At 52.8% G+C, this 25,732-nt stretch carries 25 protein-coding genes; 9 read left to right on the forward strand and 16 right to left on the reverse strand.

The features are described 5' to 3' along the window. Positions 1-106 precede the first annotated feature (106 nt). Genes ACWI0H_RS19515 through salA form a run of 5 tightly spaced genes read right to left on the reverse strand, consistent with a single transcriptional unit; the run spans position 107 to position 6,372 of the window. Positions 107-1,279, reverse strand: coding sequence for an ABC transporter substrate-binding protein (locus ACWI0H_RS19515; protein ID WP_133733630.1), 1,173 nt, complete (start codon positions 1,277-1,279; stop codon positions 107-109). A 40-nt stretch (positions 1,280-1,319) separates the two neighbouring features. Beyond that, positions 1,320-2,774 carry an aldehyde dehydrogenase family protein gene (locus ACWI0H_RS19520; protein WP_133733631.1) on the reverse strand — a complete coding sequence of 485 codons (1,455 nt, stop codon included), beginning with the start codon at positions 2,772-2,774 and terminating at the stop codon, positions 1,320-1,322. A 57-nt stretch (positions 2,775-2,831) separates the two neighbouring features. Further along, entirely contained in the window at positions 2,832-3,944 is a 1,113-nt protein-coding gene (locus ACWI0H_RS19525) for an NAD(P)-dependent alcohol dehydrogenase (protein ID WP_133733632.1), read from the reverse strand. Between the two features lie 50 nt (positions 3,945-3,994). Continuing rightward, the gene (catA, locus tag ACWI0H_RS19530; RefSeq protein ID WP_133733633.1) at positions 3,995-4,969 is read right to left on the reverse strand and encodes a catechol 1,2-dioxygenase; all 975 of its coding nucleotides are present in this window, start codon (positions 4,967-4,969) and stop codon (positions 3,995-3,997) included. Positions 4,970-5,028: 59 nt separating this feature from the next. Beyond that, positions 5,029-6,372: a salicylate 1-monooxygenase gene (gene salA / locus ACWI0H_RS19535; protein WP_485874288.1), complete on the reverse strand. Its 1,344-nt coding sequence runs from the start codon at positions 6,370-6,372 to the stop codon at positions 5,029-5,031. A gap of 158 nt (positions 6,373-6,530) precedes the next feature. On the opposite strand from salA, the gene ACWI0H_RS19540 reads away from it, so the two are divergent. Then, a complete protein-coding gene (locus ACWI0H_RS19540) occupies positions 6,531-7,436 on the forward strand; it encodes a LysR family transcriptional regulator (RefSeq protein ID WP_485874289.1) in 906 nt (301 codons plus the stop codon). A gap of 35 nt (positions 7,437-7,471) precedes the next feature. On the opposite strand, the gene ACWI0H_RS19545 is transcribed toward ACWI0H_RS19540, so the two are convergent. The 3 genes from ACWI0H_RS19545 to ACWI0H_RS19555 form a co-directional block, all read right to left on the reverse strand. Continuing rightward, positions 7,472-8,290 (reverse strand): DODA-type extradiol aromatic ring-opening family dioxygenase, encoded by an 819-nt coding sequence (locus tag ACWI0H_RS19545; protein WP_485874290.1) that lies wholly within the window; start codon positions 8,288-8,290, stop codon positions 7,472-7,474. Positions 8,291-8,363: 73 nt separating this feature from the next. Further along, entirely contained in the window at positions 8,364-9,311 is a 948-nt protein-coding gene (locus tag ACWI0H_RS19550) for a glutathione S-transferase family protein (RefSeq protein ID WP_485874291.1), read from the reverse strand. A 63-nt stretch (positions 9,312-9,374) separates the two neighbouring features. Continuing rightward, complete coding sequence (locus ACWI0H_RS19555; protein ID WP_485874292.1) at positions 9,375-9,833, reverse strand: DoxX family protein; 459 nt, start codon at positions 9,831-9,833, stop codon at positions 9,375-9,377. Positions 9,834-9,991: 158 nt separating this feature from the next. Here ACWI0H_RS19555 and ACWI0H_RS19560 point away from each other — a divergent pair, with 158 nt between their 5' ends. The 3 genes from ACWI0H_RS19560 (at position 9,992) to ACWI0H_RS19570 (ending at position 12,227) form a co-directional block, all read left to right on the forward strand. After that, positions 9,992-10,909 carry a LysR family transcriptional regulator gene (locus ACWI0H_RS19560; protein ID WP_253028244.1) on the forward strand — a complete coding sequence of 306 codons (918 nt, stop codon included), beginning with the start codon at positions 9,992-9,994 and terminating at the stop codon, positions 10,907-10,909. 72 nt (positions 10,910-10,981) lie between these two features. Further along, positions 10,982-11,980, forward strand: coding sequence for a LysR family transcriptional regulator (locus ACWI0H_RS19565; protein WP_485874293.1), 999 nt, complete (start codon positions 10,982-10,984; stop codon positions 11,978-11,980). Between the two features lie 49 nt (positions 11,981-12,029). Continuing rightward, positions 12,030-12,227, forward strand: coding sequence for a tautomerase family protein (locus ACWI0H_RS19570; RefSeq protein ID WP_485874294.1), 198 nt, complete (start codon positions 12,030-12,032; stop codon positions 12,225-12,227). A 111-nt stretch (positions 12,228-12,338) separates the two neighbouring features. Here the strand turns inward: ACWI0H_RS19570 and ACWI0H_RS19575 are convergent, their stop codons facing one another. Then, positions 12,339-13,229, reverse strand: a complete 891-nt coding sequence (locus ACWI0H_RS19575; protein WP_485874295.1) for a LysR family transcriptional regulator — start codon at positions 13,227-13,229, stop codon at positions 12,339-12,341. Positions 13,230-13,419: 190 nt separating this feature from the next. Here ACWI0H_RS19575 and ACWI0H_RS19580 point away from each other — a divergent pair, with 190 nt between their 5' ends. The 3 genes from ACWI0H_RS19580 to ACWI0H_RS19590 are packed head-to-tail and all read left to right on the forward strand — an operon-like array spanning position 13,420 to position 16,400. After that, entirely contained in the window at positions 13,420-13,632 is a 213-nt protein-coding gene (locus ACWI0H_RS19580; RefSeq protein WP_485874296.1) for a hypothetical protein, read from the forward strand. Beyond that, positions 13,625-15,082, forward strand: coding sequence for a sodium:solute symporter family protein (locus ACWI0H_RS19585; protein WP_485874297.1), 1,458 nt, complete (start codon positions 13,625-13,627; stop codon positions 15,080-15,082). Before ACWI0H_RS19580 ends, ACWI0H_RS19585 begins: the two co-directional genes overlap by 8 nt. 16 nt (positions 15,083-15,098) lie before the next feature. Next, positions 15,099-16,400 carry an amidohydrolase gene (locus tag ACWI0H_RS19590; protein ID WP_133733642.1) on the forward strand — a complete coding sequence of 434 codons (1,302 nt, stop codon included), beginning with the start codon at positions 15,099-15,101 and terminating at the stop codon, positions 16,398-16,400. Between the two features lie 42 nt (positions 16,401-16,442). Here the strand turns inward: ACWI0H_RS19590 and ACWI0H_RS19595 are convergent, their stop codons facing one another. The 3 genes from ACWI0H_RS19595 to ACWI0H_RS19605 all read right to left on the reverse strand — a co-directional run bounded on the left by ACWI0H_RS19595 (position 16,443) and on the right by ACWI0H_RS19605 (position 19,326). Further along, positions 16,443-16,850: a nuclear transport factor 2 family protein gene (locus ACWI0H_RS19595; protein WP_485874298.1), complete on the reverse strand. Its 408-nt coding sequence runs from the start codon at positions 16,848-16,850 to the stop codon at positions 16,443-16,445. 39 nt (positions 16,851-16,889) lie between these two features. Further along, a complete protein-coding gene (locus ACWI0H_RS19600; RefSeq protein ID WP_485874299.1) occupies positions 16,890-17,711 on the reverse strand; it encodes a 3-oxoadipate:acetyl-CoA acetyltransferase in 822 nt (273 codons plus the stop codon). A gap of 112 nt (positions 17,712-17,823) precedes the next feature. Next, positions 17,824-19,326, reverse strand: a complete 1,503-nt coding sequence (locus ACWI0H_RS19605; protein ID WP_485874300.1) for an SLC13 family permease — start codon at positions 19,324-19,326, stop codon at positions 17,824-17,826. A gap of 332 nt (positions 19,327-19,658) precedes the next feature. On the opposite strand from ACWI0H_RS19605, the gene ACWI0H_RS19610 reads away from it, so the two are divergent. Further along, positions 19,659-20,327 carry a nitroreductase gene (locus ACWI0H_RS19610; RefSeq protein WP_485874301.1) on the forward strand — a complete coding sequence of 223 codons (669 nt, stop codon included), beginning with the start codon at positions 19,659-19,661 and terminating at the stop codon, positions 20,325-20,327. 59 nt (positions 20,328-20,386) lie between these two features. On the opposite strand, the gene pobA is transcribed toward ACWI0H_RS19610, so the two are convergent. Beyond that, the gene (gene pobA, locus ACWI0H_RS19615) at positions 20,387-21,571 is read right to left on the reverse strand and encodes a 4-hydroxybenzoate 3-monooxygenase (protein ID WP_295713962.1); all 1,185 of its coding nucleotides are present in this window, start codon (positions 21,569-21,571) and stop codon (positions 20,387-20,389) included. Positions 21,572-21,729: 158 nt separating this feature from the next. Between pobA and ACWI0H_RS19620 the strand changes: the two genes are divergently transcribed. Then, the gene (locus ACWI0H_RS19620; RefSeq protein ID WP_485874302.1) at positions 21,730-22,632 is read left to right on the forward strand and encodes a helix-turn-helix domain-containing protein; all 903 of its coding nucleotides are present in this window, start codon (positions 21,730-21,732) and stop codon (positions 22,630-22,632) included. 52 nt (positions 22,633-22,684) lie between these two features. Here the strand turns inward: ACWI0H_RS19620 and ACWI0H_RS19625 are convergent, their stop codons facing one another. From ACWI0H_RS19625 to ACWI0H_RS19635, 3 genes are read right to left on the reverse strand one after another with little or no spacing between them, the layout of a single operon-like run. Further along, positions 22,685-23,974, reverse strand: coding sequence for a TRAP transporter large permease (locus ACWI0H_RS19625; RefSeq protein ID WP_485874303.1), 1,290 nt, complete (start codon positions 23,972-23,974; stop codon positions 22,685-22,687). Continuing rightward, positions 23,964-24,491, reverse strand: coding sequence for a TRAP transporter small permease (locus ACWI0H_RS19630; RefSeq protein ID WP_295713971.1), 528 nt, complete (start codon positions 24,489-24,491; stop codon positions 23,964-23,966). Before ACWI0H_RS19630 ends, ACWI0H_RS19625 begins: the two co-directional genes overlap by 11 nt. A gap of 12 nt (positions 24,492-24,503) precedes the next feature. Next, positions 24,504-25,529, reverse strand: a complete 1,026-nt coding sequence (locus tag ACWI0H_RS19635; RefSeq protein WP_485874304.1) for a TRAP transporter substrate-binding protein — start codon at positions 25,527-25,529, stop codon at positions 24,504-24,506. Positions 25,530-25,732: the final 203 nt, after the last annotated feature.

Below are 25,732 nucleotides of genomic sequence, written 5' to 3' on the forward strand. Positions count from 1 at the left end.
GAATAAGGCTGAGCGGTGGGCTGTAGGGACAAAAAAAGCAGCATGACTAAAACCATAGGGATTTAGCCACGCTCACATAAGGATCGCTTTCTAACTTAGGGTTCACTTACATCTGGCAAGCAGCATCGGGAGACTCGAGCTGTTCATGCGCGACCGACAATACTTCATGGCGACCATCACGAATCTCACGCAGGTAGATATTCTGGATGGGGTGGTGTGATTCAGAAAAGCGCAATGGCCCCCGTGGACTCTGCAACTCTACGGCAGCCAGTGCTGCAATCAATACATCCCGGTCACTGGTATCACCTTCTACCACATCAAGTGCTTGTATGAGCATGGCACCGGTGTCATATCCATGTACCGCATAAGCATCGGGCATCTCACCGTAAGCCTCTTGATACGCGGCTACGAAAATCTGATTTTCTTCACTCTCCAGTGTTTCTGCATAATGTAGAGTCGTCAATACGCCCTCACCTGCATCTCCTATAGCTGCCAAATTTCCTTCGGTCATAAAGCCAGAGCCCAGTAAGGGAATATTTTCTTTGAGCCCAGCAGCCGCGTAGTCACGCACAAAGCTGACGCCTCCTCCACCCGCGAAGAAGGTATAAACAGCATCAGGGTTGAGGCTGGCAATTTGCGTCATGTAACTCTGAAACTCGGTGCTGGGAAAAGGAACCAAAATTTGTTCAATGATCTCACCACCGGCTTCAGTAAACGCCTCCTCAAAAGCCGCGAGATCCTCTTTGCCACCAGCATAATCCCAAGTAATCGTTACCATCTCGCGGTGACCGCGATCGTAGGCAACTTTTCCCATAGGGTAGCTGTCCTGCCACATGTTATGAGAAGTACGAAAGACGTTGGGCATGCAAAGTTCGTTAGTTGCCGCTCCCAATCCGGCATTGGGAATAATGGTAATAGCACCGGTTTGCTTGGCCACCCGAAGCATCCCCATGGCTACACCAGAGTGGACAGGGCCAATCACAAAGTCGACCTCGTCACTGTTTACTAAACGGCTCATATTCTGGGGCGCCTTTGAGGGATTGGCCTCGGAATCAAGCTGGACATACTCGACTTCACGCCCTCCAAGCTGTCCACTATTCTGCTCAATGGCGAGTTTCAAACCATTAGTAATGGCCTCGCCCAACGCTGTGTAGGTCCCCGTATAGGGCAACATTAAACCTAGCTTTACGGGCTCATTACCTTCTGCCACAGCAAGCTGGCCTGCCATCAACAGGCCAAACCCACATACTGGTGCCAGCATCTTATTTTTGGTTTTCATTTTTTTACCTTTTGTTGTTATCAACCACAGCTTAAGTCTTTTACTTCAGTAGGCGGATAGCATGCTCTTCTACATATTCAGCCATACCCGCTTCACCAAACTCACGACCAATACCGCTGAGCTTAATACCACCAAACGGCATGCGTAGATCCAGCGAGTCGAAGGAGTGACTGTTGATGAAGGTGCTGCCTGCTTCAATTCGAGAAGCAATTTGGAAGCCACGCTCACTATCCGAGGTCCAAACAGAAGAACCGAGACCGTACTCGCTATCATTCGCCCATTCGATCACTTGCTCCTCGTCGTCATAGGCAATCACAGGAATTACCGGTCCGAACTGCTCGCAACAGCTCACTTGGTCGGTGTGGGAAGCACCAATAACAACGTGCGGCAACATATAATAGCCATCATTTTTATCGACCCCGTCGGCCATGCGGCCCAACTCAACGACCTGGGCATCAGACGCCTTTGCGATATCAATGAGCTTGCGCACATTCTGATATTGCGCCTCTGTTGCCAACGGGCCAAAATTGACTCCCTCGCTCAAACCGTGACCCACTACAAACTCGCTAACCCGGTTGCATAAAGCATCGACAAACTGATCATGCATAGCGCGCGGCACATAGATTCGCTTAACGGCAAAACAAATCTGCCCAGAGCGTGTAAAGATACCGGATAACATACGATCCAATGTCTTCTCGATATCAGCATCATCCAGCACAATTGCCGGATCGTTACCGCCCAGTTCCAGGGTGAGATTTTTGATGGATTCAGCAGCGCTTTTCATAACCGCACGAGCAGTCGCGGTACCACCCGTAAACCCAACTTTACGCACTAGAGGATGGGTGGTCAGCGTCTCACCCACCTCAATGTCGCCATGCACCACATTGATTACACCCGGTGGAAAGACCGCTGCCATACGTTGGAGTGCAATGGTTAACGCCGCAGAGGCAAAGGGAGAAGGCTTTAGCACTAGAGTGTTACCGGTTGCCAGGGCTGGTGCCAGCTTCATCATCGTTAATACTACTGGCATGTTCCAGGGAACAATAGCGGCTACGACGCCTCTTGGCTGCTTTTCAATACGGATCGTACATTGGTCGTCATCAATATTAACCGGCTCAAGGAAGGCTTCTGCAAGGCTCGCCGTATGCTGAAGCACGCCCTTACCCAGCGCAAAATCAGTCTGAGCTTCCCAGAGCACGCCACCATGCTCACGTACGAGCAATGGTGCCAGGTCCTCGGCACATTCACCCAGTATCTCGCCAGCCTTCAGCATCATTTCAACACGTGCTTTTGGCTCCGTTTTTCTCCACGAAAGATACGCCTTATGCGCGGCCTGTATGGCTTGCTCGGCATCATCGGCCGTACCTACCGCTACACTCGCCACCACTTCTGAGAGCTTGCCCGGATCAATATGGCTGCGATACTCGCTGGCGTCTTTTATTTCACCATTAATTAAATGGCCTATTTTGATAATATCTTCGTTGGTAGGCGTCATGTCAGCTTCCTTTTTTATTTAATAACAATCAGGGGTAACTTAGCTTTATCAAAAGGGTTACCTGAGTCTTACAACAGGTTTAATAACAGCACCCTTCTTAGAGTCTTCAAACCCTTGATTAATATCGTCGAGAGAATAGAATTTAATTAGCTTTTCAAATGGAAATCGGCCTTGCTTCCATAGTTTGACTAATCGAGGAATAAATTCCTGTGGTATGGAACTCCCTTGCACAACTGTCTTAAATGTCCACCCCTTAACAAGAGAGGCACCTACTTCAAAGGGGACTTCTGTGCCAGGCGCTGCCGCACCCACCAAGACAAGCACACCTCGAATCCCCAACGTTTCGGCAGCTGTCTTCGTTACCGCAGGAATCGCCGTTGTATCAATTGCGTATTGAATCCCCTCTCCATCCGTAATCGTTTTAATTTCTTCGGCGACATCACTACTGCTGGAATTGATGGCATGCGTTGCGCCGATCTCAAGCGCCAATTCTAGCCGTGCGTCATGAATATCAACGGCAATCACCGTGGTACATCCCGCCACTTTTGCCGCCATAATGGCAGCTGAACCGACTGCCCCAACACCAAAGACAACTAACGATGATCCTGCTTCTGGTTTGATCTCATTGAGTACAGCGCCTGCCCCCGTTTGCAGGCCACAACCTAGTGGCCCCATCAGCTCTAACGGCACATCTTTATCAATAACCACCACGCTCTCTTCCACGACATTGGCGTGCGTCGCAAAAGAGGACTGGCCGAAGAAATGTGAGGAAATAGGCTCGCCACAACATGATAGAGACGTAGAACCATCTCTGCGTCGACCACCAAAGTCTTCAGCGAAGAGATTTTCACAATAAGCCATTCGTCCGGCGCGACACTGTTTGCAAGCACCACAATAAGCGGCTGAGAGCACAACGTGGTCACCAACGTGGACATTCCTGACGGTCTTGCCTACCGAAATGACCACCCCTGCGCCTTCATGGCCTAACACAGCAGGCAATGGAGTGGGGTAAACACCATCTCTGACAATTGCGTCGGTATGGCAGATACCTGTAGCGACCATTTCCACTTTTACTTCATTATCTTTAAGCTCATCCAGTTCAAGCGTTTCCACCGTAAGTGCAGCACCGGTAGTGCGCGCTACAGCGGCCTTGATGTTTGTTATTGTCATTAAATCTCTCCTTTAAAGAATGTTTAAATTCCGTTACTTACTTCCTCTAATCAAACCTTGGCGGTACCGGCGAGCTGGCTGGCCAGGTCCTGCTCGTCTTCCTTGGCCCGTGGGCGGGCGGGACGTGCCTGCAGCTCGGGCGCCTCGGCGGGGGCCAGTGCCACATCGAACACCACGTGGGAGAACGGGCCCTCTAGGTCGCGCTTGGCGATCTCGGCCGGGTCTTCAATCCGCTCGGCAGGGACGACGAGCTCTTCGCGGGTAGCAAAGGCGAAGTCATCAAAGGTGTAGGGATCGCCTGCCAGGTTGATCTGGGTGGTCAGGTGCTGGTGGCCCGGGGCGGAGACGAAGTAGTGGATATGCGCCGGGCGCTCGCCGTGACGGCCCAGCGACTTGAGTACCACATCAGTGGGGGCGCCTTCGGGCACGCCGTAGCCGGAAGGGATAATGCTGCGCGCGGTGTAACGGCCGTCGCTATCGGCATAGATCGTGCGGCGCATGTTGTACTCGTCCTGGGAGGGATCAAAGAACGAGTAGTTGCCCTTGGAGTTACAGTGCCAGATCTCGACCTTGGCGCCAGCAATCGGGGTGCCGTCGACATCGCGCACTTGGCCCGTTAACCACATCACCTCAGCATCGGGATCACTGCCGTCATCCATGCGGGCGAAGCCTTCGGCTTCCGGGGCACCGGCCACGTAGAGCGGGCCTTCGATGGTGCGCGGAGTACTGTCGGTGCGCTTGGCTTCCGCGTCAATGGCGTCTTGGCGCATATCGAGGAAGTGGTCAAAGCCGAGACCGGGCGAGAGCAACCCGAACTGGGTCTGGCTACCCAGGGCATTGAGCAGGTTAACGCCCGCCCAGTACTCTTCCTCGGTGACCTCGAAGTCGTCGATCAGCTTGAACAGGTCGCCGACCAGGCGATGAACGATCTGCTTGGCGCGGTCATTACCGCCTGACTGGTCAAAGCCAGCAACGGTTTTGACAAACTCTTGGACTTCGGGGGTATTAAAGATTTTTACGCTCATGAAATACTCCATTATTTTGTTATCGTAACTTGTGGTTATTATCAACTGTATAATCGGTATTAATTCAATGTAACTCGCAGCTTCCGAGCGGCAATCACATCGTCGTGCGGATCGTGGTTCCAAAGCCAATCGAAGCGGTTTTCCAGGTTTTCAATCAGCTTGGCCTCATCGTCGCCGATATTCTCACCGGCATATTCATAGACATCCCCAGCCTCATGGGACGTTTGTTGAACCCTGCAGGTGCGGGCGTGACGTACTTGCTCAAAAGCGGCTAAGAAATCGCTCACTGTGTGGCGATCACAATGTTCATCCGTGAGGAGGCTTGCCAGCACGTAGGCATCTTCAAGCGCCTGCCCCGCTCCCGCCCCCTGGTGCGGCACCAATGCATGGGCGGCGTCGCCAACGATCAGCACACGGTCACGATGGTAGTGGGCGAGTTCGGGTAACTCATGCAGCGCCCAACGCGTTGGCTCAGGAATGCATTCAAGGATTGCTTGGCAGGCTGGGCTCCACCCCTCAAAAACCTCCAGCATTTCCTTCTGGCTGGTGGCTTGTACCCACTCTTCACCTTCGGCAAGATTAGGGTTCGGTGTAGAGCGGTCAGTAATAAAAGCGACAACATTGATCAGTTGCGACTGCTTAACCGGAAACGTCAGGATGTGTCGGTCTTTGCCAAGATACATTTGGGGCACTAGTGCTAGGCGTTTCTCGCCACCTTTAGCCTCTAAAGCGGCCTCTAGCTCATCGGTCGGGATCATGCCGCGGTAGGCGTAAGTGCCACTCCAAAACGGGGTAATCTCGCCGTACTGCTCTGGAGGTAAGACATGACGGCGCACCGCGGACTTAATTCCATCAAAGCCGATGATCACATCGCCGGTAAAATGTGTGCCATCATCAAAGTAGGCTGTGGCGCTATCGGCATCTTGCTTAACCTCGACACAGCGCTTGCCAAAGTGAGCGATGCCCTCCGGTAGATTGGCAACAATGGCGTCCAGAAAATCGGCACGGTGTACTGAGGATTGACCAACACCTGGCGCTAAGCTGGCGGTCAAGTAAGCATCATCACTGCCACGCCGCCATTCAAACCAAACATCCTCAAAGGGAGCGGGTGAAGAATCGGCAATACGTTGATAGGAGGCTTCCAAGCCCAGCCGTTGAATCGCCTTCACAGCGTTAGGGCCAAAGGAGACCCCAGCACCAATTTCAGAGAACTGAGGAGCAGCTTCGAAAAGCTTTACATCAAGGTGGCTATCGCGAGATAGCGCGACGGCGAAAGCCACACCACCGATACCGCCACCGACGATGCCAATCGAAAGACGTTTTTGCTGTGTATTTGCTACTGTATTGTTAGCTACCATGATTTCACTCTGCTCTGGGGCTTGTCGTTGTATGTTGAGCGTCATGCTCTCCCCCTAACGCTATTCGCGAGCGTCAACAGTAACCACACAGCTTCCTTCATTCGGACTATAAACGGCGCTAATAACAATATGAATCAATTAGTTAAAAACCTCTTCGGCTGCCGCATTCAACTATTGTCGGATACGTGGCGAGGCGCTAGGTGATGGAGAAACTTGCCAATATTGACCTTAATCTGCTGGTCGTTTTTGACTTGTTGTACCAAGAGCAAAATACACAACGGGTTGCGCTGCGCTTGGGTATCACCCAACCGGCGGTGAGCCATGCACTGAAACGGTTACGACACTTGCTGGAGGACGAACTTTTCGAGCGCACGTCACAAGGGCTGCAACCTACGCCCCGTGCCAGCCGACTTCACCCCGGCATTGCGGATGCGTTGGCGCGAATGAACGACACGCTGAATCTATGCGACGATTTCAACCCCGCTATGAGTGATCGCACCTTTCATATCAACATGACTGACATTGGTGAAATCGTGTTTCTTCCACGCTTGCTGCAGCACCTCTCGCACCAAGCACCGGGCGTGTCAATTAATACCGTGCGCAGCCACCATAACGACCTAAAACACGAGATGGAGGAGGGAGAGATTGACCTGGCGGTTGGCCTGATCCCACAACTTGGGGCAGGTTTTTACCAGCAACGACTGTTTGTACAACGCTACGTGTGCCTGATGCGCCAGGATCACCCGCTCGCTGCGGGGAATTTTAACCTTGAGGATTTTCGCGCAGCGCATCACGCCGTGGTGGTTGCCCGGGGCACCGGGCACGGCATTATCGAAGAGCAGCTTGCGCACGCTGGGGTTGTGCGCCCAGTTCGGTTAACACTGCCGCATTTCGCGGCCGTTCCTTATATCGTCAGTAGTAGCGACTTAGTGGTAACGGTAACCAGCAAGCTGGCCGAGGCGACACGAATGCGTTTTGGTCTAGTCGTTCGTGAGCACCCTCTGGCATTCCCCGAGATTCCGATTAATCTATTCTGGCACCGACGCTTTCACCAAGATCCTGGGAATCGCTGGTTGCGGGGGCTGATGTTTGAGATGTTTTCAGAGTAGTAAATCACTCATTTACCGTCCCCCATCAGCGCGTTTTACTTGGTACTATCTCGTGACCAATAGAACATGCCGGCGGCCTTGTTCAATATCGTGGCTGATAACTGTTTATCACTCGGCCTGCCCGCAAGGCCATAACAGACATGCAGTGGCAGGAGGTGCTCTTCCCTTGGATGACAGAAGCGTGCATGGGGGGCCTTATCCCAGTTAGCCAAGCGACGTGTACGCTCTGCTTCATCGATGTCCTTGCTGGAGCACGTCGTCACTAGCCAGTCTTCAAACGCCTTATTTTTTGCTTGGCTCTCTTGCGTAATAGGGCTAAAGAATTCCCGCATGTTGTGGAATGAAAAACCCGAACCAATCACCAGCAGGTTCTCGCGCTCCAGAGAGTTGAGCGCTTGGCCGATGGCAAGGTGCGTATCAGCACTGAGGTTGTGAACCAACGAGAGCTGTACACAGGGAATATCGGCTTCTGGGTACATGATTTTGAGCGGGACAAACACGCCATGGTCAAATCCTCGTTTGGAATCTTGCTGGGCTGGAATGCCAGCGTTTTCAAGCGCCCGACTCACCTGTTGTGCCAACTCAGGCTCCCCCTGACAGGGGTACTGAATTCGATAAGCTTCAGGTGGGAAGCCCGCATAGTCGTAGATCAGTTCCGGAGCGGCCCCGGACGTGATCGTGGGGACAGACGCTTCCCAGTGGGCGCTAATGACCAAAATAGCCGATGGCTTGCTGATGACGTTGGCGATCCCTTTCAGCAACTCGACCATTTCTTGGTGAGCTGGGTCGCCCAATAGCGGCAGAGGCCCGCCGCCGTGGGAGAGAAATAAAATATCTGGCGAGGTGTTCATCATCGTTTCCTCGTGGTTACTGAAGACTTATGGGTAACAAAACGCGGCCATAGTCCTATTCATTAATTTTTTAAAATCAAATGATGGCAGGGCCTACCGGCACAATGCCGCTGGGGTTCAGCGCTTTGATGGAGTAATACCCGGCTTTGATGTGTTCACTATTGACCGTGTCGGCGATGCCATTAATCGCGTAGATGCGTTGCATGTAAGCGTGCAAGTAAGGCATGGTTTGAAGTGTATTTCGATTGCATTTGAATAGCCCGTGATAGGCAGCATCAAACCTTATCAAGGTCACGAACAGCCGCACATCGGTTTCCGTTAGCCGTTCGCCGAACAGATAAGAACGTCCATCAGATAAGCGCGTTTCAAGTTCATCCAAGGTGAGAAACACCTTGTCATACGCCTCTTCGTACGCCTGCTGAGACGATGCAAACCCTGCTTGGTAGACACCGTTATTGAGGTTTTGATAGATAACCTCGTTCAACGCATCGATGTCGTCGGCTAACTCTGCCGGGTACAGATTCGGCCCTTGCTGGCCAAACGCTTCGAACGCAGTGTTGAGCATGCGAAGAATATCGGCTGACTCATTGCTGACAATGGTGCGTGTTTTCTTGTCCCACAAAACGGGCACGGTTGCTCGACCGGTGTAGGTCGGGTCGGCTTGAGAATACAGCTCATGCAGATAACGAGCACCGTTAAGGCTATCTTCACCGGTACCGGGATAGCCACCAAACTGCCAGCCGTTATCGGATAGCCGGGGGTTAACGACCGTCACGCTGATCAGATTCGTTAGCCCTTTCAACTGGCGCACCATGAGCGTACGGGAAGCCCAGGGGCAGATATAAGCAACGTAAAGATGATAGCGGCCTTTTTCTGCCTTAAAGCCACCCTTGCCGGTAATGCCCGGCGAGCCATCGGGCGTGATCCAGTGGCGAAACGACGATAATTGGCGAATAAACCGCCCCTCCTCGTCTTTGGCCTGTACAGGATGCCAGTTCTCCTGCCATGTTCCGTTAACCAACATCGTCATCTCCTTCCGTCAAAATAAGCCCCGTCAATAGTGGCGGGGCGACCGGTATGCTGAGGGTTATTTTCGCTCCGGAAAGAACTGTGTCTGCAGCAGGCTATCGATTGACAAGCGCCCTGCGCCTTGAATCGCTAACGCGGTGGTCATCGCGAAAAGAGCAAGTGCGTATTCATAGCCGTTGTTCGTCAGGAAGAGGCCGTTACTCACATGGACGCTGAAAATAGCGACTAGCATCGTGATGGCTGAGGCAATCGCCGCGGGACGCGTTAGAAGCCCGAGGAATAAAGCGATCCCACCCAAAAACTCGGCGCTGCCTGCCAGTAATGCCATGGCATAGCCGGGCTCAAGCCCGATACTGGTCATCCATTGTCCGGTGCCTTCCAAGCCGTAGCCTCCGAACCAGCCAAATAATTTTTGTGCACCGTGTGCCGCTAATATCAGACCGACCGGCAGTCTTAAAGCCAGGGCCGCATAGCCGCCAGTGGAGTTAAATAAAGTGTGTGCGAATTGGTTTTTCATGAGTGGTTCCTCGAATAGCGAATGGTTTATTCAACAAGCTTTGCGTTACTGATGAACGCACTTTACTCTCGCCATGAAGGAACAATAAGGCCGGATATGTTGCATGATTAACAACAAAGCGTTGATAATTTTTATTTCCATCAGGGATAGGGAAACGAATGGATCGTCTTGATGCCATGAGAGCCTTCGTCAACGTGGTTAGCGAAGGCACCTTCACCCAGGCCGCCGAGCGACTTGAAATGTCGCCTCAGCTCGTCAGTAAATATGTGTCTCAGTTGGAAGACCGCCTCGGAGTGCGCTTGTTGAACCGCACCACTCGCAAAGTGCATCTCACAGAAGCGGGTATTCGTTACGTTGAGCATGCCCAGCAGGTGCTTGACGACATCGACGATATGGACAGTCAGCTCAATGACTTACAAGAAGGCGCACGAGGTCGTTTGCGGATCAGCGCGCCTGTTTCCTTCGCGACACTGCACTTAGCGCCACTACTGGCTGACTTCCAGCAGGCACATCCGGCCGTCAGCATTGACTTACAATTGAACGATAGAAAGGTGGATATCGTAGAGGAAGGGTTTGATATTGCCTTACGCATTGGTCATTTGAAGAGCTCTTCCTTGATCGCGAAATTTATCGCCCCCGTGCGACTGGTAATATGCGCCTCGCCTGACTATTTAGCCCGCTATGGCACCCCTACAAGCCCCAGTGAACTTAAGCAACATCGATATCTGCGTTACAGCTATATGGAGCATGATATGGGACTGCCCGCCACAGAGTGGCTCCCAATCGCTGGACGGCACCAAGAGGGGGACTTGATCAGTAACAATGGCGATGTGTTGACCAAAGCCGCTATTCAGGGGGCAGGTATTGCCATTCAGCCGACCTTTATCTCTGGCGCAGCGATTGCCAAGGGCAGCCTAAAAGTGATTCTTCCTGAGTGCGAACCAGCGCCTTTAGGTCTTTATGCTGTTTATGCACACCGCAAATTATTGGCGAGTAAGGTGAGGTGTTTTATCGACTTTTTAGACGGATATTTCGGTGACCCGCCGTACTGGGATGACTTTGAAACTGGCGAATAAATCTTTTTTTTTCCATTACCGCTTGTTCGTAATGTGTATTGCCTTCCGCTTAGCAAAACAGGATCACTTATCATGAGCAGTCCGGTTTTTTCTGACAATCCACGTGCCATTGTCTATTTTGTTGCCGTTGCCAAAGCGGGCAGCTTTACCGCTGCGGCCAATGAACTGGGTGTTTCTAAATCGGCGCTGGGTAAAAGCATCGCTAAGCTGGAACAGCACTTAGCTACCAAATTACTTTATCGAACCACGCGTAAGCTAAGCCTTACCACGGAAGGGGAAGCTTATTTTGCCAGCTGTCAAAGCGCTCTCGACACACTGCAGGCGGCAGAAACCTCGCTACGCTCAAAGCTGAGTGAACCATCCGGCACAGTTCGGATTGATATGCCCGCCGCCTTTGGTCGGTCGGTGATGATGCCTATTTTGTTAGGCATGACCGAGCGTTATCCGCACCTGAAGCTTACCCTCACCTTCAATGATCGCATCATTGACCCGCTGGATGCCGGGTTTGATCTCGCCATCCGCTATGGCGCATTGAAGGACAGTGCCGACCTGGTCGCCAAGAAGCTCAATGACCAGCATCTCGTGCTCTGCGCATCGCCTAACTACCTTGAACGCTATGGAACCCCACAGAGTTTACCGGCGCTCAGTCAAAATCGTTGCCTGATGGCGTGGCGCGGAGGGTCACCGTTGAGCTGGCGAGTCAAAGACGATAATGGGCAGGAAGTGAGGTTTAATCCCCTACCTTTTCATCAAATAAGCGATGGCGACGCGATGATCGATGCCTGCATAGCAGGCGCGGGGATTCTACAGTTTCCAGAGGCATTACTGCGGCCTTTTATCGTGCAGGGAAAGTTGGTGACGATCCTCCCCGAGTTCGCCCCTCCCCTACAGAACTTAATATTATTTGGCCGCGCTCTTATCAACGGCTACCGAGCGTTCGCTTTATTATCGACGAATTGGTCTCCCTGGCAGGTCAGAATGCTTTTGGCTGATTGTAGAATTAAGCGCTACTCAGAAGCAGTTTGTAGCGTGTTTATCAACCGCAGGGGCAGGACTAAACTGCATTCTTGAGCAGCAAGCTCGATGAAGCACACCGTTCACAACCCCAAGAGGATTCACCATGCCAGTCGTAAATATTCAGATGTTTGATGGCCGTGACGAAGCCAAACCTGCTATTGCTAAAGCTGTCACCGATGCGATCACTCAGCATGGCAACATCGACCCACAATACGTCTATGTCATTTTCAATGACGTGTCCATGGACAACTGGGCAATTTCAGGTGAGATTTTTTCTGAAACGCTCAAAAAATCGAGCTAGTACTGTCCGTTCCCCTAGGTTAGCGCAACTCGGATCATTGGCAGCATTAACTTAAGCCGTTGCGATAAAAATCGCAGCGGCTTACTTCTATTGAAGCCAAAGCAGCTAATTTTATTCAAATATCTCTACTGCCATTTGAATAAAATTATTGAGCACAGGAGATACATTGCCTGCTCGCCACGCTAGCCATAGCGGCATATCACAGGTGGTTAACTCCTCCAGTTCAATAAAACAGATACCGGGCATGGGATGGCTACGGCTGGCAGCCGGTACAATGGATACACCTAGCCCTGCTGCCACCATACTAAGAATGGTGATGTTATCAGCGCCATACTGCACAACGCGGGGCTCAAAGTTTAGCCGAGAAAAATGCGCGACCATTCGATCATAATAGACCGGCGAAATCCCACGATACCCCCATACAAACTCTGTCTCAGCAAGCTCATCCAGTCGTGTCGGTGTCGATTGTGCCCAATATGAGTTAGCGGGCACGGCGAGTATCAGATGGTCACGCTGCAAAAGGTGGGCTTCAATGCCTGAAGGCGTATGGTCATCATGATAGATAATACCTGCATCAAGCCCCCCCTGGTTCAGCTTCTCCAACTGCGGGCCGGAAAGTAATGTAAAGACATCCAATGCCACATGTGGATAACGACCACGATAGCCACCCATGAGCTTGGCCACTTCCGGCACCCACAAATGCGTCACAGTGACACCTAGGCTGAGCTTTCCAGTTTGGCCACGGCCCATCGCCAGCAGGCGCGCCTTGATATCTGCACGATCATCAATCAGCCGGGTGGCTTCGCTAAAAAGCGTTCGCCCTGCCAAGGTCAACCGAATACCGCGAGCGTGACGATCCAGAAGCTGTGTACCCACATCTTCTTCTAGCAGCCGCATCTGTCGTGTTAACGCCGGTTGAGCAACATGCACTTTTCGGCTGGCAGCAGAAATAGAGCCTGTCTCCACCACCGCTATAAAATATTCCAGCTGGCGAAATTCCATTGGCGTGATATCACCTCACATTCGCTCGTGAACTCACATTTAGGGGCAGAACAACATTACCACCATACTGGCTAGCCATGCCTATAGGATATGGCTAGCATCTAAAATCTATATTTTTGGTATCTCTCTCCTTGTTTCATAGTGAATTCACCCTCCATAACAAGACTTGCCAAGGCGAGCAGGAAACATTATGAACAAGAACTATCACCTTCTAACGGGGCTGCACTTTGCCGTGTGTACCCTAGCAATGATCTGGCCCGGCGCCCTGATTGCCAATCGTATCGAACCCACCGTCCTCGGACTGCCTTTTCTATTTTTCTGGTACATCCTCTGGATGCTGATTCTATTTGTCGGTATGTGGATAGCCTATGTGGTTCGCCACGGGGGCGGTCGCCATGAATGATTCGATCATTGTCGTCGGCATCACCTTGACCTATCTCGCTCTGGTGCTGTGGGTGGGACTCCGCGCTCGCGGCCAGAAAAATTCAAGCCTGGAGGGCTATGTAGCAGGTGGGCGCCACGTTGGCGTGGTGATTTTGTTCTTCATCCTCGGCGCCGAAATATTCTCTGCCTTTGCCTTCCTGGGTGCGCCAGGCTGGAGCTATCAGCACGGTGCACCAGCCTTCTATATTCTCGCTTACCTATCGCTGATACCCATCACTATTTGGGCCATGGGGCCGCGAGTGGCCAAGCTAGGTCGAGAGCGGGGCTATCTCACCCAAGGCGACATGATTGCCGATCACTACCAAAGCAAAACGCTGGGTATACTGGCCGGAGTAATCGGCGTGCTAGCGCTGGTGCCTTACCTCACGATTCAGATTGCCGGTGCCGGTCTGCTCTTTCAGGCGGCAACTGATGGCCTGATTCCCTTCTGGCTGGGAGCATTGCTCGCCTTCTTGGTGGTCGCCGCCTACGTCTTCTGTAGTGGTCTGAACGGCATCGGCTGGACCAACCTACTCCAAGGGATCATGATGATAGTCATCGCGTGGTTCCTGGGCCTGTCGATCTCCGAGCGCCTCTACGGCGGCGTGGGCGAGATGTTCAGCCAGATCCAGTTAACCATGCCGGAATACCTGACCATGCCTGGGGCCACCGACATGAACTGGGGCTACTTCAGCACAGCGGTACTGGTCAGCGCATTCGGTGGTGCCATGTGGCCGCATCTGTTTATGAAGTTCTACTCCGCTGATAGCGGCAAAACGCTGCGCAAAGTCAGTGTCTTTTACCCACTCTACGCCTACCTGCTGGTGCCGCTGCTGTTTATCGGTTTTGCTGGCATCTTGACCTTCTCCGACTCTCCTTTAGAGCGCTCTGATACGGTGCTCCTACGCATGGTAATGGACGTGGCCAACTTCTCGCCCTGGGTGATCGGTTTGATGCTCTCCGGCGCACTGGCCGCCGCCATGTCTACCGGTGCTAACCTAGCCCATACCGCTGCAGTAGTGCTGGTGCGTGATGTAGTTGGCCCCACCATGATGAAAGGGGCAAGCGAGAAAGCGGTTATCAGCGCAACACGCTGGAGCGTGCTCGGCTTGTCGTTGATTGCCTACCTGTTCGCGCTGGCCAACCCCTCGTCGCTGGTCCTACTCCTACTCGGCGCCTATGGCTTAATTGTCCAACTGTTCCCGATGGTAATTGGCGCGCTGTTTATGCCACATCTACGCCGCGCTAGCGTCATGGCGGGCGCCGTATTCGGCAGCCTGGCCTACTTGATGATGGAGTTCGCCTGGAGCTCTCCACTTGGCTGGCACGCTGGTGTCTGGGCGATGCTGCTCAACGTTGGCGTTGTGTCAGCCTGGCAGTGGCTCGTTAAGCCCGCCCTTGCTGCCCCTACCTCAACACACTCCCATTGAACGCCTGGAGAAGAACATGGTTACCCAAACAGAATGTTTCAATTTAAAAGATGCTATTAGCAAACAGGCCGAGGCAACGTTCGTAGATATCCAAAATCTATACCGCGAGTTGCATCGAACGCCCGAGCTTCCCTTCAAGGAGTATAAAACTAGTGCGCGACTCGCCGATGCTTTGGAAAGTCTCGGCTATGAAGTGACACGCGACGTAGGCGGCACAGGTGTCGTCGCTCTAATGAATAACGGAACTGGCCCTACCGTCATGCTGCGTGGCGATATGGATGCCCTCCCCATCAAGGAAGAGACTGGACTCGATTTTGCCAGTAAAGAAACCACTATTGCGGCAGATGGCAATGAAGTACCACTGATGCACGCCTGCGGGCATGACCTACACAGCAGCTGTATAGTGGGGACAGCAGCTGTGATGGCAGCGCTAAAGGAACACTGGTCCGGCACGTTGATGCTGATCTGCCAGCCTGCTGAAGAGATTTTTGGCGGCGCCAAAGCGATGTTAAATGATGGCCTCTATGAGCGCTTCCCACGCCCAGACATCATTTTAGGGCAACATAATATGCCAGCATTAGCAGGCAGCGTTGGGCATATCACTGGCAGCGCCATGGCCGCATGTACTAATTTGGAGGTGACTATTCATGGTGCTGGAGGCCACGGTTCCATGCCCGCACAAACGGTAGATCCAATAGTGATTGCTGCGCATGTGGTCACCCGCCTTCAGAGTATCGTTTCCCGGGAAGTGCCACCGGAAGAAACAGTGGTGGTCACCGTAGGAAAGCTTCACTCGGGTACCCAGGCAAATATCATTCCCCACTCCGCCGAGCTTGAGATTAATATCCGTAGCTTTGATGATGCACTGCATAGCCAAGTAGTGACGTCTATTGAGCGAATCATACGCGCAGAATGCGAAGCGGGCCGCTCGCCCAAACTGCCGGAATTCCGAGTGCTAAATGAGACTATCGCCCTGCATAACGACACAATGGCGGTAGAGCATGTTCGCAGCGCCCACGCGAAGCACTTTGGCGATGCCAACCTCTATGCCATGCCACGCCTCAATGGTAGCGAGGATTTCCCGTTTTTCGGCAATGCTGAAGCAGGCGGTTTTGGTGGCGAAGATATTCCCTACGCGTACTGGTTTATCGGGGCGACGGCCGCCGAGCGATGGGCGAAGACGCCAGGGGAAAGCGTCTCGCAGAAAATGCGCCATCTTGAAATGCCTCATTCGCCCTACTACTTCCCAGGCAACGACGTGACCTTGCGAACCGGCATTGAGGCGATGACAACCGGCGCGTTGGCCTATTTAGCCTAGCGTCACTGCAACCTTAACGGCCGCGGCATACCAGCAAGGCCGTTAATATTTTGGCTTTGCCCACGCCGCACGCGTGCTATGAGCGGCCGTTTTATTGGTAATTTTCCAAGCGTCATCGACCTTCACCAGGGCAATAACATCGACCCAGGAATCCGCAAGGTTTTCGCTATTGTCAAAGCCTAGCAACACGCTGGCGACTTCCCCGGCCTGGGTCACCGCAATAAAGCGACTCTTCACTGCACGGTGACTATCAGACCAACGCTCGAAACGATCGCTGATCAGATCAGTCGCTAACGCACCATCAGCGTCCAAAGCAAAAATCCACGCATCCTTATGGAACGCTTCTTCCAGCTTTTCTCTACTGCCTTGAAAGCCATCAACATATAGTTGCACAACACGCTTAATCTCGTCGATCTCAGGTGCATCACCCACGACAGTGACATCGGTCATAACTTAACTCCTGCGGTTTAATTGTCGGTTTTATATTATTTATAGCCCAAGCATTTCACGCGCCTGTTGCCAGGTAGCCACCGGCCGCTGGTACTTTTCGCATAGAGCGACGGTGCGCTCGACCAACGCCGCATTAGAAGGCGCCAGCGTTTTGCTATCCAGTCGCACGTTATCTTCTAGCCCGGTACGGGTGTGACCACCAGCGGCGATAGACCACTCATTAAGCAGGTATTGGTTAGCGCCAATACCCGCGCCGCACCACTGGGCATCCGGCGCCAGCCGCCTGAGCGTCTCGATATAGAAATCAAAGGTGGGCTTGTCTGCGGGCATGGAGTTTTTAACCCCCATGACAAACTGCACGTAGAGCGGCGTCTTTAGCTTGCCCTGCTTTGAAAGGTTCACCGCTTGGTGGATATGGGACAAATCAAACGCTTCGATTTCAGGCTTTACGCCGTACTTGAGCATCTCATCGGCAAGCCACTCCACCAGCTGCGGCGGATTCTCGTAAACACGATTGGGGAAGTTATTGGAGCCTACCGAGAGACTGGCCATATCGGGCTTCAGCGAAAGCATCCTACCGCGTGCTTCACCAGCGCCAGATCGCCCGCCGGTAGAAAGCTGAATAATCATGCCGGGGCAGTGTTTCTTAAGCCCGTCCATCAGGCGGCCAAACTTCTCTGGGTCAGATGAAGTTGTTTGGTCATCGTTGCGCACGTGACAGTGAGCGATAGTAGCCCCCGCCTCGAATGCCGCTTGGGTGCTTACAATCTGCTCTTCAACCGTAATGGGCACGGCTGGGTTGTTCTCTTTGCGTGGCAGGCTGCCGGTAATGGCGACGCAAATTATGCAAGGCTGAGACATGGAAAACCCCTTTGTTCTTATTGCGAACATTAATTTGTATTACGAACAAAATAGGACGGATCTTTACTAGCGTCAAATCCGAATCGCTGCCAATGACGTTGACAGCCTCGTTTTAGAAAGAGACGTCGAATACCAGAGGAACAATGGTATAGAGCGCGACCATGATCACCAGTAAGCCGATAACATTGAGCCAGATACCTGCACGGATCATGCTCTTAATCGGAAGATCTCCCGTTGCAAAAGCCACCGCATTGGAAGGTGTTGCCACCGGCAACATAAAGGCGCAGCTCACGGCAAAAGTAACCACGATGGTCATCAAGAAAGGTTCAATACCCAGCCCCACTGCTATAGAACCCATAATGGGGAAGAAGGCAGCCGCGGTCGCCGTGTTACTGGTGAGCTCGGTCAATAGGATAATGACGATAGCAGTGATGGCTAGGATCAAAATTGGCGGTAGGCCTGACAGTCCCGAGACGCTCTCGCCAACCCAGGCACTCAAACCAGTGGCGGTAAACTGAGCTGAAAGTGTTAAGCCACCGCCAAATAGAATCAGTACCCCCCAAGGCACGTCGCGGGTGGCCGACCACGCCAGCAACGCCCCTTTTCCTTTAGAGGCAGGAACCACAAACATCAGAATCGCCGCGAGGATCGCCACACTGGTGTCGTTAATGTTAGTCAACCAAGGCAGTGCACTCTGCACAACAGGAATTCTCGCAATTAACGGCACGAAGACCCAGCAGAACACTGCCCCTGCAAAGACCATTAGTACACGCGACTCTTCAGGCGACAGTCGGCCCATCGCGCTGAGCTCTGTCTCGATCATCGCCCGGCCACCCTGGATGTTCGCAACTTCGGAGCGGAACACCAACTTGTTGAGAACCAGCCAAGCCAATATCAGCATGGTGAATGAGAACGGCACACCCACCAGCATCCAATGGCCAAATCCGATACTAAGCCCGTGGGTGTCTTCCATATAGGCGCGCATTAGCGCCATCGGTGGCTGCCCGATCAATGTGGCCATGGAGCCGATGGTGATGGCATAGGCAATGCCCAATAGCACAGCAGCAGAAAACTTGGGCGTGTCATCACCGTTACCCAGCGACTTCACTAGCGCGATGATCGAACCTCCGATCGGCACCATGATGACAGCGGTGGCGGTATTGCTGACCCACATGGTGATAAACCAGCTAGCGAACATCAGACCGAAGACGATTTGAGCCGGTTTGGTGCCCACAGTGAGCACCGTCAGTAGTGCGAAGCGGCGATGTAAATTCCAGCGTTGCGTTGCCAAACCTAGCAGGACGCCCCCCAACACAAGAAAAACAATGCTATGGGCATAGGGTGAGGCGGTCTCGCCGACCGAGGCAATATCGAAAAAAGGGAACAGGACCAGCGGCAACAGTGACGTAGCAGGGATAGGGATCGCTTCTGTCATCCACCACGTGGCCATCAGCATGGCAATGCCCGCTACAAGACGAGCATTGAAAGCCAGCGTTTCGGGCAACAAAAAGAAAACACCCAGGCCAATAAGGATACCCAGCACAAGAGAAATCGGCTTGAAAGCAGAGGCTTCCGCGTAGGGCGCCTGTTCGGCTACCCCAGTGGTTTGCGACATGATTGTTACCTGCATAGTAATAACAGTGCGGGTAAGTGTTACGACTGACGAGCCGAGTCGCCAATACCTCTCAGGTTGATATGCATACCTAATCGAGCCATTTATTTAAAAAAGTGGACCTCTTTATAGTCTTAAAAATCAACTTGTTAATGGTTTATAAGTGACTATTTCGGAAGTTGACCCATCCTTAAATTTTGCACGAGATAGGGTATATTCACTTAAATTGAGACGTATCGCTTACGACTAATAGATGAACTAACTCTTTCGCCGGTGTAAGCCACTTGCGAGTAGTTGCAAAGTAAAGCACCGCACGAATTTTAGGGAGTACCCACATGCATGTAGATACCGCCATCACCAGCCGCAAATCGGTGCGTCGTTTTCTCGACACCCCCGTCGAGCGCGCAACGATTATGCACATTTTGCAGGTTGCGAGCCGCGCGCCCAGCGGTAGCAATATCCAGCCTTGGAAAGTGCATGTGGTGGCGGGTGCCGCTAAAGACCAGCTTTGTCAGCGGTTATTAGACGCGGTTGATCACGGCAAAAGCGATCCACCCGAGTATCACTACTATCCGCAGAACTGGTTTGAACCCTACCTGGAACGCCGCCGACGCTGTGGCTTTGGGCTTTATGCAACGCTAGGTATCGGACGCGACGATAAAGCCAAGCGCGAAGCCCAGGCGCGGCGGAATTTTCACTTTTTCGATGCGCCCATGGGGCTTTTCATCACGATGGATCGCCGCTTGGAAACCGGTAGTTTTATGGATTGCGGCATGTTTATCCAAAGCATAATGCTGACCGCCCGTGGCCAAGGGCTGCATACCTGCCCGCAGGCTGCCTTTGCTTGGTATCACACACTTATTCGCGACGAGCTTAAGTTGGATGAAAACTCGCTACTGCTCTGCGGCATAGCGCTAGGCTACGAAGACACTCAGGCACCCGAGAATACTTTTATTACCGAGCGCGAAAGTGCCAAAAACTTCACTACATTTCTTGGCTTTTAAGCACAAAAAAGCCCAAGCGTTAGCCTGGGCAAGGAGGATGAATTGACAAAGGTTAGGGGCTATTCCAGCGGTTCGTAGGGCAGCCCCACATAGTTTTCCGCGATGGTGGTCATCCCTGCTTTAGAGCTGGTCACGTAGTCCAACTCGGCCAGCTGCATACGGCTGTTGAAATCCTCTTGGTCAGAGAAGTTGTGCAGCATGGAGGTCATCCACCAGGAGAAGCGCTCCGCCTTCCAGATACGCTTCAAGCACGTTTGCGAGTAGCGCTCAATCAGATCCGTGCGGCCTTCTTGGTAGACCTTCACCATTAGCCGATAGAGCGTATTTACGTCGCTGGCAGCCAGGTTAAGCCCTTTGGCACCAGTCGGCGGTACAATATGCGCCGCATCGCCGACCAGAAAAAGCCGCCCGTACTGCATCGGTTCGACCACATAGCTACGCAGCGGTGCGATGCTTTTCTCGATGGAAGGCCCAGTGACAAGCTTTGCGGCCACCTCGTCAGGCAAGCGGCGCTTAAGCTCTTCCCAAAAGCGCTCATCAGACCAATCTTCTACCTTTTCATCTAACGGTACTTGAAGGTAGTAACGACTGCGGGTGGCAGAGCGCATGCTACAAAGACTGAAGCCACGCTCATGACGTGCGTAAATTAACTCATCGGAGACTGGGGGCGTATCCGAGAGCATACCCAACCAGCCAAACGGGTAAACTTTTTCAAACTCTTTGATGCGCTCTTGAGGGATCGCCTGGCGGGAGACGCCATGGTAGCCATCGCACCCGGCGATGTAGTCGCACTCTAGCCTGACCGTTTTACCGTCGTGTTCAAAGGTTAGATAGGGGTTGTCACTATCTAGGTTGTGGGGCTGGACGTTTTCCGCCTCATAGAGCGTTGTCGCGCCAGCGGCGGCGCGGGCCTCCATCAGATCCCGCGTCACCTCGGTTTGGCCGTAAACCATGACTTTACTGCCGCCGGTCAGCTCATCTAGCGCGACCCGCACGCGACGGTTGTCGAAAACAAGCTCGAAACCGTCATGGGGTATGCCCTCTTCATCCATACGCTGGTCGACACCCGCTTCGCGCAGTAAATCCACCATACCCTGCTCAAGCACACCAGCACGGATACGGCTCAATACATACTCACCGCTACGCCGCTCAACAATCACGTTATCAATGCCTTGGCGGTGCAATAGCTGTCCTAGCAGGAGGCCGGAAGGCCCTGCGCCAATAATCGCGACCTGTGTCTTCATAAGGGATGCCTCATCATTGTCATTACCTAAAACTTATAACTTGTATTTTTCAATGAAACACGCCACATAGTAAGGCATGATCTAGATCAATTATTGGACATTTAGCGCTTTATCACCCCACCTTAGTCTTAGATTAAATTAATAGTTGAGAAGTAGAGATGACAGACTCATCGGCAACAGCCGTTCCGGTATTTAAACTCTATGGCGAGACGCAGCACTGGCCCACGCCAGACTTGCTCCACTGCGAATCGATCCAAGAACGTAGCCAGCTACACGATTGGCGTATTCGCCCGCATCGGCACGCCGATCTAGTGCATGTTTTATTTATTTCTCACGGTAGCGTTGAGTTAGAGCTGGAGGGAACCAGCCATCAACTTCAAAGCGTCAGCGCTATCGTTGTGCCCGCGATGTCCATTCATGGCTTTCACTTCTCGCCCGATGTGCAGGGGCACATTATTACCCTGGCAAAACCGCTGGCAGACCATTTACATGCATTAATGGGTGAGAGCAGCACGCTAAAAAAAGCAGATTTCTACCCTTTTCTCCAGGCAAATCGGGCTGGGCGAATCGCCACGCTGGTGTCTCAGATCGACCAGGAGTATCGCCAACCTGCCCCAGGACGGAACAGCCTACTCGAAGCACTTATTCAAGCCTTGGTGGTGGAGCTTTCGCGTCTTGACACTTGCACAGGGAACCCTACAAAACGCTATGGCTCTCGCCAAAGCGATAAAGGCCGGCAGCATTTAGAGCGCTATCAAACGCTGATTCAAGCGCACTACCGTGAGCAGCCCAGCATTGAAGCGTTAGCCGAGCAATTGGGGGTAAGTAGCGCGCACTTAAACATGCTGTGCCGCCAACTCGCTGGACGCAGCGCTCTGCAATTGCTGCATGAACGCTTACTGCTAGAAGCCAAGCGCCAGCTAACTTATACCAATATGACTATCGGCCAAGTCTCTGACAGCTTGGGCTTCTCTGAACCTGCCTACTTCACACGCTTTTTTAAGCGCAATACCGCGCTTTCACCTCGCGACTTCCGCATTCGTCAGTCGCAAGCGCGTTAATACCGGTTAGCCCTTTAGCTAAACAACCTCTTTGCTTAAACAAGCGCGTTGCTTAAAGCAAGAAAAAGGTAGAAAGCACCGGGAAAAGGATTAATAGCGCCAAGCGTATTAAATCCGAGACCACAAAAGGCGCGACCCCTTTAAAAATCTCACCCAGCCCAACGTGCGGTGCCATCGCTTTTATTACAAACACGTTCATGCCCACCGGCGGGGTCATGAGCCCCAACTCAACGGTCAGTACGGTCAAAATACCGAACCAAATGGGGTCGATGCCCATGGCCTGAATAATCGGATACACCACCGGTACGGTGATCACCAACATTGCGATAGAGTCCATAAACATGCCCAGCACAAAGTAGAGCGCCAGAATGCACAGCACCACGACGATAGGCGTGAGATCCATACCGTAGAGCAGGTCAGTAATGGAAAACGAAATGCGCGACACCGAGATGAAGTAGCCGAGCGTTTCAGCCCCCACCAGCATAAAAAACACCACGGCTGAAAGCGCCAACGTCTCTTGTACGCTGCGCCATAGCTGCGCACCGCGCATGCCTTTTACTAAGGCGTAAAGCAGCGTGGCAAACGCGCCAACACTGGCCCCTTCCGTCGGCGTAAAGGCACCAAAATAGATACCTAAAATCATCACCAGGAAAACGCCAAAGAAGGGCACTAAGCCGGTCAGCGAAAGCAGTTTCTCTTTCCAGCTTGTCGGCTCTCCTGCTACCGCCAGGGAGGGGCGCAGATACATGACGACCGTGATGGTCAGTGAGTACATTACTAGACCCAGCAGACCGGGAATTAAACCCGCCATGAACATATCGCCAACGGACTGTTCGGTAAGAATGGCGTAGATAAGCAGTGCGATACTGGGCGGAATCATAATCCCCAGCGTGCCGCCTGCGGCCAGCGCGCCGGATGCTAAGCCACGGTTATAGCCATAACGCTCCATCTCCGGCAGCGCCACCCGGGTCATGGTGCTCGCCGTGGCTAACGAAGAACCAGAGATAGCGGAGAAGATCCCGCAAGAGCCCACGGCCGCAATCGCTAGGCCGCCCTTCCAGCCACCGCAAATAATACGGGTTGAATCAAACAGTTTACCGGCCATTCCCGAATGGGCAGCCAGCACGCCCATTAAGATAAACATGGGCACGGCGCTGAAGCTGTAATTGGAAAGTACTTCTACCGGAACGGTTTTTAACTGAGCGACAGCCGCATCCCAGCTAATGATCTGAGCAAAGCCCACCACCCCTACAATGAGCATGGTTAAGGCGACCGGTACGCGCAGAACCATCAGTACTAATAACAGCCCTAACCCAAGGGCGCCAATTGCCTCACTCCCCATGAGTCGCCTCCTCGCCCGCAGCATAAACAACGCCTAGCACGGCGTGAATAAAGCTACGTAATCCCAGTAGTAAACTGAGCACCGCTGCCAGCTGGTAAATCGGGCCCATGGGTAGCCTTAGGTCTTGGGTTATCTCGCCATGCCGACTGGCGGCCGCAGCCGAATCAAGCAAGCCCACAAATAGAATCAGCCCAAGCGCCATGAAACCGAGGAAAAAGAGCCCTTGCAGGCGATTTTTTATCGCTTGCGGCAAGCCGTGAGAGAACGCCTCTACCACCACTTGGCTTTTCTCCACATTAGCGGCCATGGCGGCTAATAGCGAAAACAGCATCAAATAGCTGACCAGCTCTACACTGCCGGAAACGCGCAACGCAATAGCGCCTTCTGTTACACGCGATAGATAGCGCGTACTGACATCGGCAATGGTCACTGCCAGCAGCCCAACCAGCGCGATGCCAGCCACTAAGCGACAAATGAGGGCCAGCCAGTGGCTGGCCCTATAGAGAGCAGACTTCATAAAACCTTACCCCTATTGGGTACCACAAGACTCACTGGCTGCCAATGCAGCTTGATATACATCCCGAGCCTGATCCAAACCGCGCTCTTCCAACTGGGTTAGGTAATTTTCAATACCAGTTTCGAGCGGTTCTTGCCAATCAGGATGCGCTAGCGGATTTTCGATTTCGCGAATGGTATGGCCAGCATCAGCAGCTTCTTGTTTGCCCTCTACGTCTAGGCGGTCAAACACTTTACCGGCGTTTTCAGCCCACTTCATGCCTGAGTTATTATCGATTACCGCCTGCTGTTCAGGCGTCAAATTATCGTACGCGCGCTGATTCATGGTGGCGACAAAGATTAATGTGTAAAACGGCACTTCGGTGTGGTAACTCACCAGCTCATTAATACGGAAGCCTTTCAAACCTTCCCAAGGAAAACTTAGGCCATCGATAACACCGCGCTGCATGGAGGTGTAAATATCGGGGGCTGGCATGCCAACCGGGCTTGCGCCCATATTTTCCAGCATTTCACCCGCCACAGCGGTGGGGCGGCGAATGCGCAGCCCTTCCAGGTCGGCAGGGGTTTGCACATCGGTGTCGATGGTGTGGATCCCGCCAGGCCCAGTGGTAAACATAAACAGCGGGCGGGTATCTTCGTATTCGCTATCCAAATGGCCATCGTCGTAGAGCGTCTGTAGCACGCACGCCCCTTGCGTTGCCGTAGAAGCTACACTTGGCAGCTCAACAATTTGCGACAGCGGAAAACGGCCAGCGGTGTAGCCCTGAGCGGTGGCGCCGATATCAGCAATACCGTTGGCGGCGGCTTCGTAGATGGAATCCGGCTTGGCTAACGTGCCTGCTGGGAACATTTGAATAGTCAAATCGCCATTCGACTCTTCGGCAATGGTATCGGCCCATGCCTGCAAAACATCTTCATTAACGCCTGAAGGTCCAGGCCAAAAGTGGGCCATACGCAGGGTGGTTTCTGCCTGTGCCGAACTAACGGCTAAGCCAGCAATCGCCGCTGCCAAGACACACCGGGATAGGGACATTTTCATTGGAGCCTCCAGGACTTTTTTTGGATTACTATAAGTTCGCACAGCGAATGCTAGTTCGCTCTAAGCAACCACATTAGTCCACTAGCATGCATAGGGCTAATCGACATTCGTCTATGTTCAAGTGACGCAATACGCCTTTGTGCCACTTCTGCTGACCGCTTTCAGCGTTGCGGGCCATATACCTACCTTAAAAGGCACAATGG

Source organism: Halomonas sp. NYA30, assembly GCF_976980765.1.

Coding starts and splice junctions, on each gene's coding strand:
- ACWI0H_RS19555 (WP_485874292.1), bottom strand. CDS start 9,833: ATGAAAAACCAATTCGCACACACTTTATTTAACTCCACTGGCGGCTAT.
- ACWI0H_RS19570 (WP_485874294.1), top strand. CDS start 12,030: ATGCCAGTCGTAAATATTCAGATGTTTGATGGCCGTGACGAAGCCAAA.
- ACWI0H_RS19565 (WP_485874293.1), top strand. CDS start 10,982: ATGAGCAGTCCGGTTTTTTCTGACAATCCACGTGCCATTGTCTATTTT.
- ACWI0H_RS19600 (WP_485874299.1), bottom strand. CDS start 17,711: ATGTCTCAGCCTTGCATAATTTGCGTCGCCATTACCGGCAGCCTGCCA.
- ACWI0H_RS19525 (WP_133733632.1), bottom strand. CDS start 3,944: ATGACAATAACAAACATCAAGGCCGCTGTAGCGCGCACTACCGGTGCT.
- ACWI0H_RS19515 (WP_133733630.1), bottom strand. CDS start 1,279: ATGAAAACCAAAAATAAGATGCTGGCACCAGTATGTGGGTTTGGCCTG.
- ACWI0H_RS19605 (WP_485874300.1), bottom strand. CDS start 19,326: ATGTCGCAAACCACTGGGGTAGCCGAACAGGCGCCCTACGCGGAAGCC.
- salA (WP_485874288.1), bottom strand. CDS start 6,372: ATGACGCTCAACATACAACGACAAGCCCCAGAGCAGAGTGAAATCATG.
- ACWI0H_RS19610 (WP_485874301.1), top strand. CDS start 19,659: ATGCATGTAGATACCGCCATCACCAGCCGCAAATCGGTGCGTCGTTTT.
- ACWI0H_RS19590 (WP_133733642.1), top strand. CDS start 15,099: ATGGTTACCCAAACAGAATGTTTCAATTTAAAAGATGCTATTAGCAAA.
- ACWI0H_RS19575 (WP_485874295.1), bottom strand. CDS start 13,229: ATGGAATTTCGCCAGCTGGAATATTTTATAGCGGTGGTGGAGACAGGC.
- ACWI0H_RS19540 (WP_485874289.1), top strand. CDS start 6,531: ATGGAGAAACTTGCCAATATTGACCTTAATCTGCTGGTCGTTTTTGAC.
- ACWI0H_RS19585 (WP_485874297.1), top strand. CDS start 13,625: ATGAATGATTCGATCATTGTCGTCGGCATCACCTTGACCTATCTCGCT.
- ACWI0H_RS19545 (WP_485874290.1), bottom strand. CDS start 8,290: ATGATGAACACCTCGCCAGATATTTTATTTCTCTCCCACGGCGGCGGG.
- ACWI0H_RS19595 (WP_485874298.1), bottom strand. CDS start 16,850: ATGACCGATGTCACTGTCGTGGGTGATGCACCTGAGATCGACGAGATT.
- ACWI0H_RS19630 (WP_295713971.1), bottom strand. CDS start 24,491: ATGAAGTCTGCTCTCTATAGGGCCAGCCACTGGCTGGCCCTCATTTGT.
- catA (WP_133733633.1), bottom strand. CDS start 4,969: ATGAGCGTAAAAATCTTTAATACCCCCGAAGTCCAAGAGTTTGTCAAA.
- ACWI0H_RS19625 (WP_485874303.1), bottom strand. CDS start 23,974: ATGGGGAGTGAGGCAATTGGCGCCCTTGGGTTAGGGCTGTTATTAGTA.
- pobA (WP_295713962.1), bottom strand. CDS start 21,571: ATGAAGACACAGGTCGCGATTATTGGCGCAGGGCCTTCCGGCCTCCTG.
- ACWI0H_RS19580 (WP_485874296.1), top strand. CDS start 13,420: ATGAACAAGAACTATCACCTTCTAACGGGGCTGCACTTTGCCGTGTGT.
- ACWI0H_RS19550 (WP_485874291.1), bottom strand. CDS start 9,311: ATGTTGGTTAACGGAACATGGCAGGAGAACTGGCATCCTGTACAGGCC.
- ACWI0H_RS19635 (WP_485874304.1), bottom strand. CDS start 25,529: ATGAAAATGTCCCTATCCCGGTGTGTCTTGGCAGCGGCGATTGCTGGC.
- ACWI0H_RS19620 (WP_485874302.1), top strand. CDS start 21,730: ATGACAGACTCATCGGCAACAGCCGTTCCGGTATTTAAACTCTATGGC.
- ACWI0H_RS19520 (WP_133733631.1), bottom strand. CDS start 2,774: ATGACGCCTACCAACGAAGATATTATCAAAATAGGCCATTTAATTAAT.
- ACWI0H_RS19560 (WP_253028244.1), top strand. CDS start 9,992: ATGGATCGTCTTGATGCCATGAGAGCCTTCGTCAACGTGGTTAGCGAA.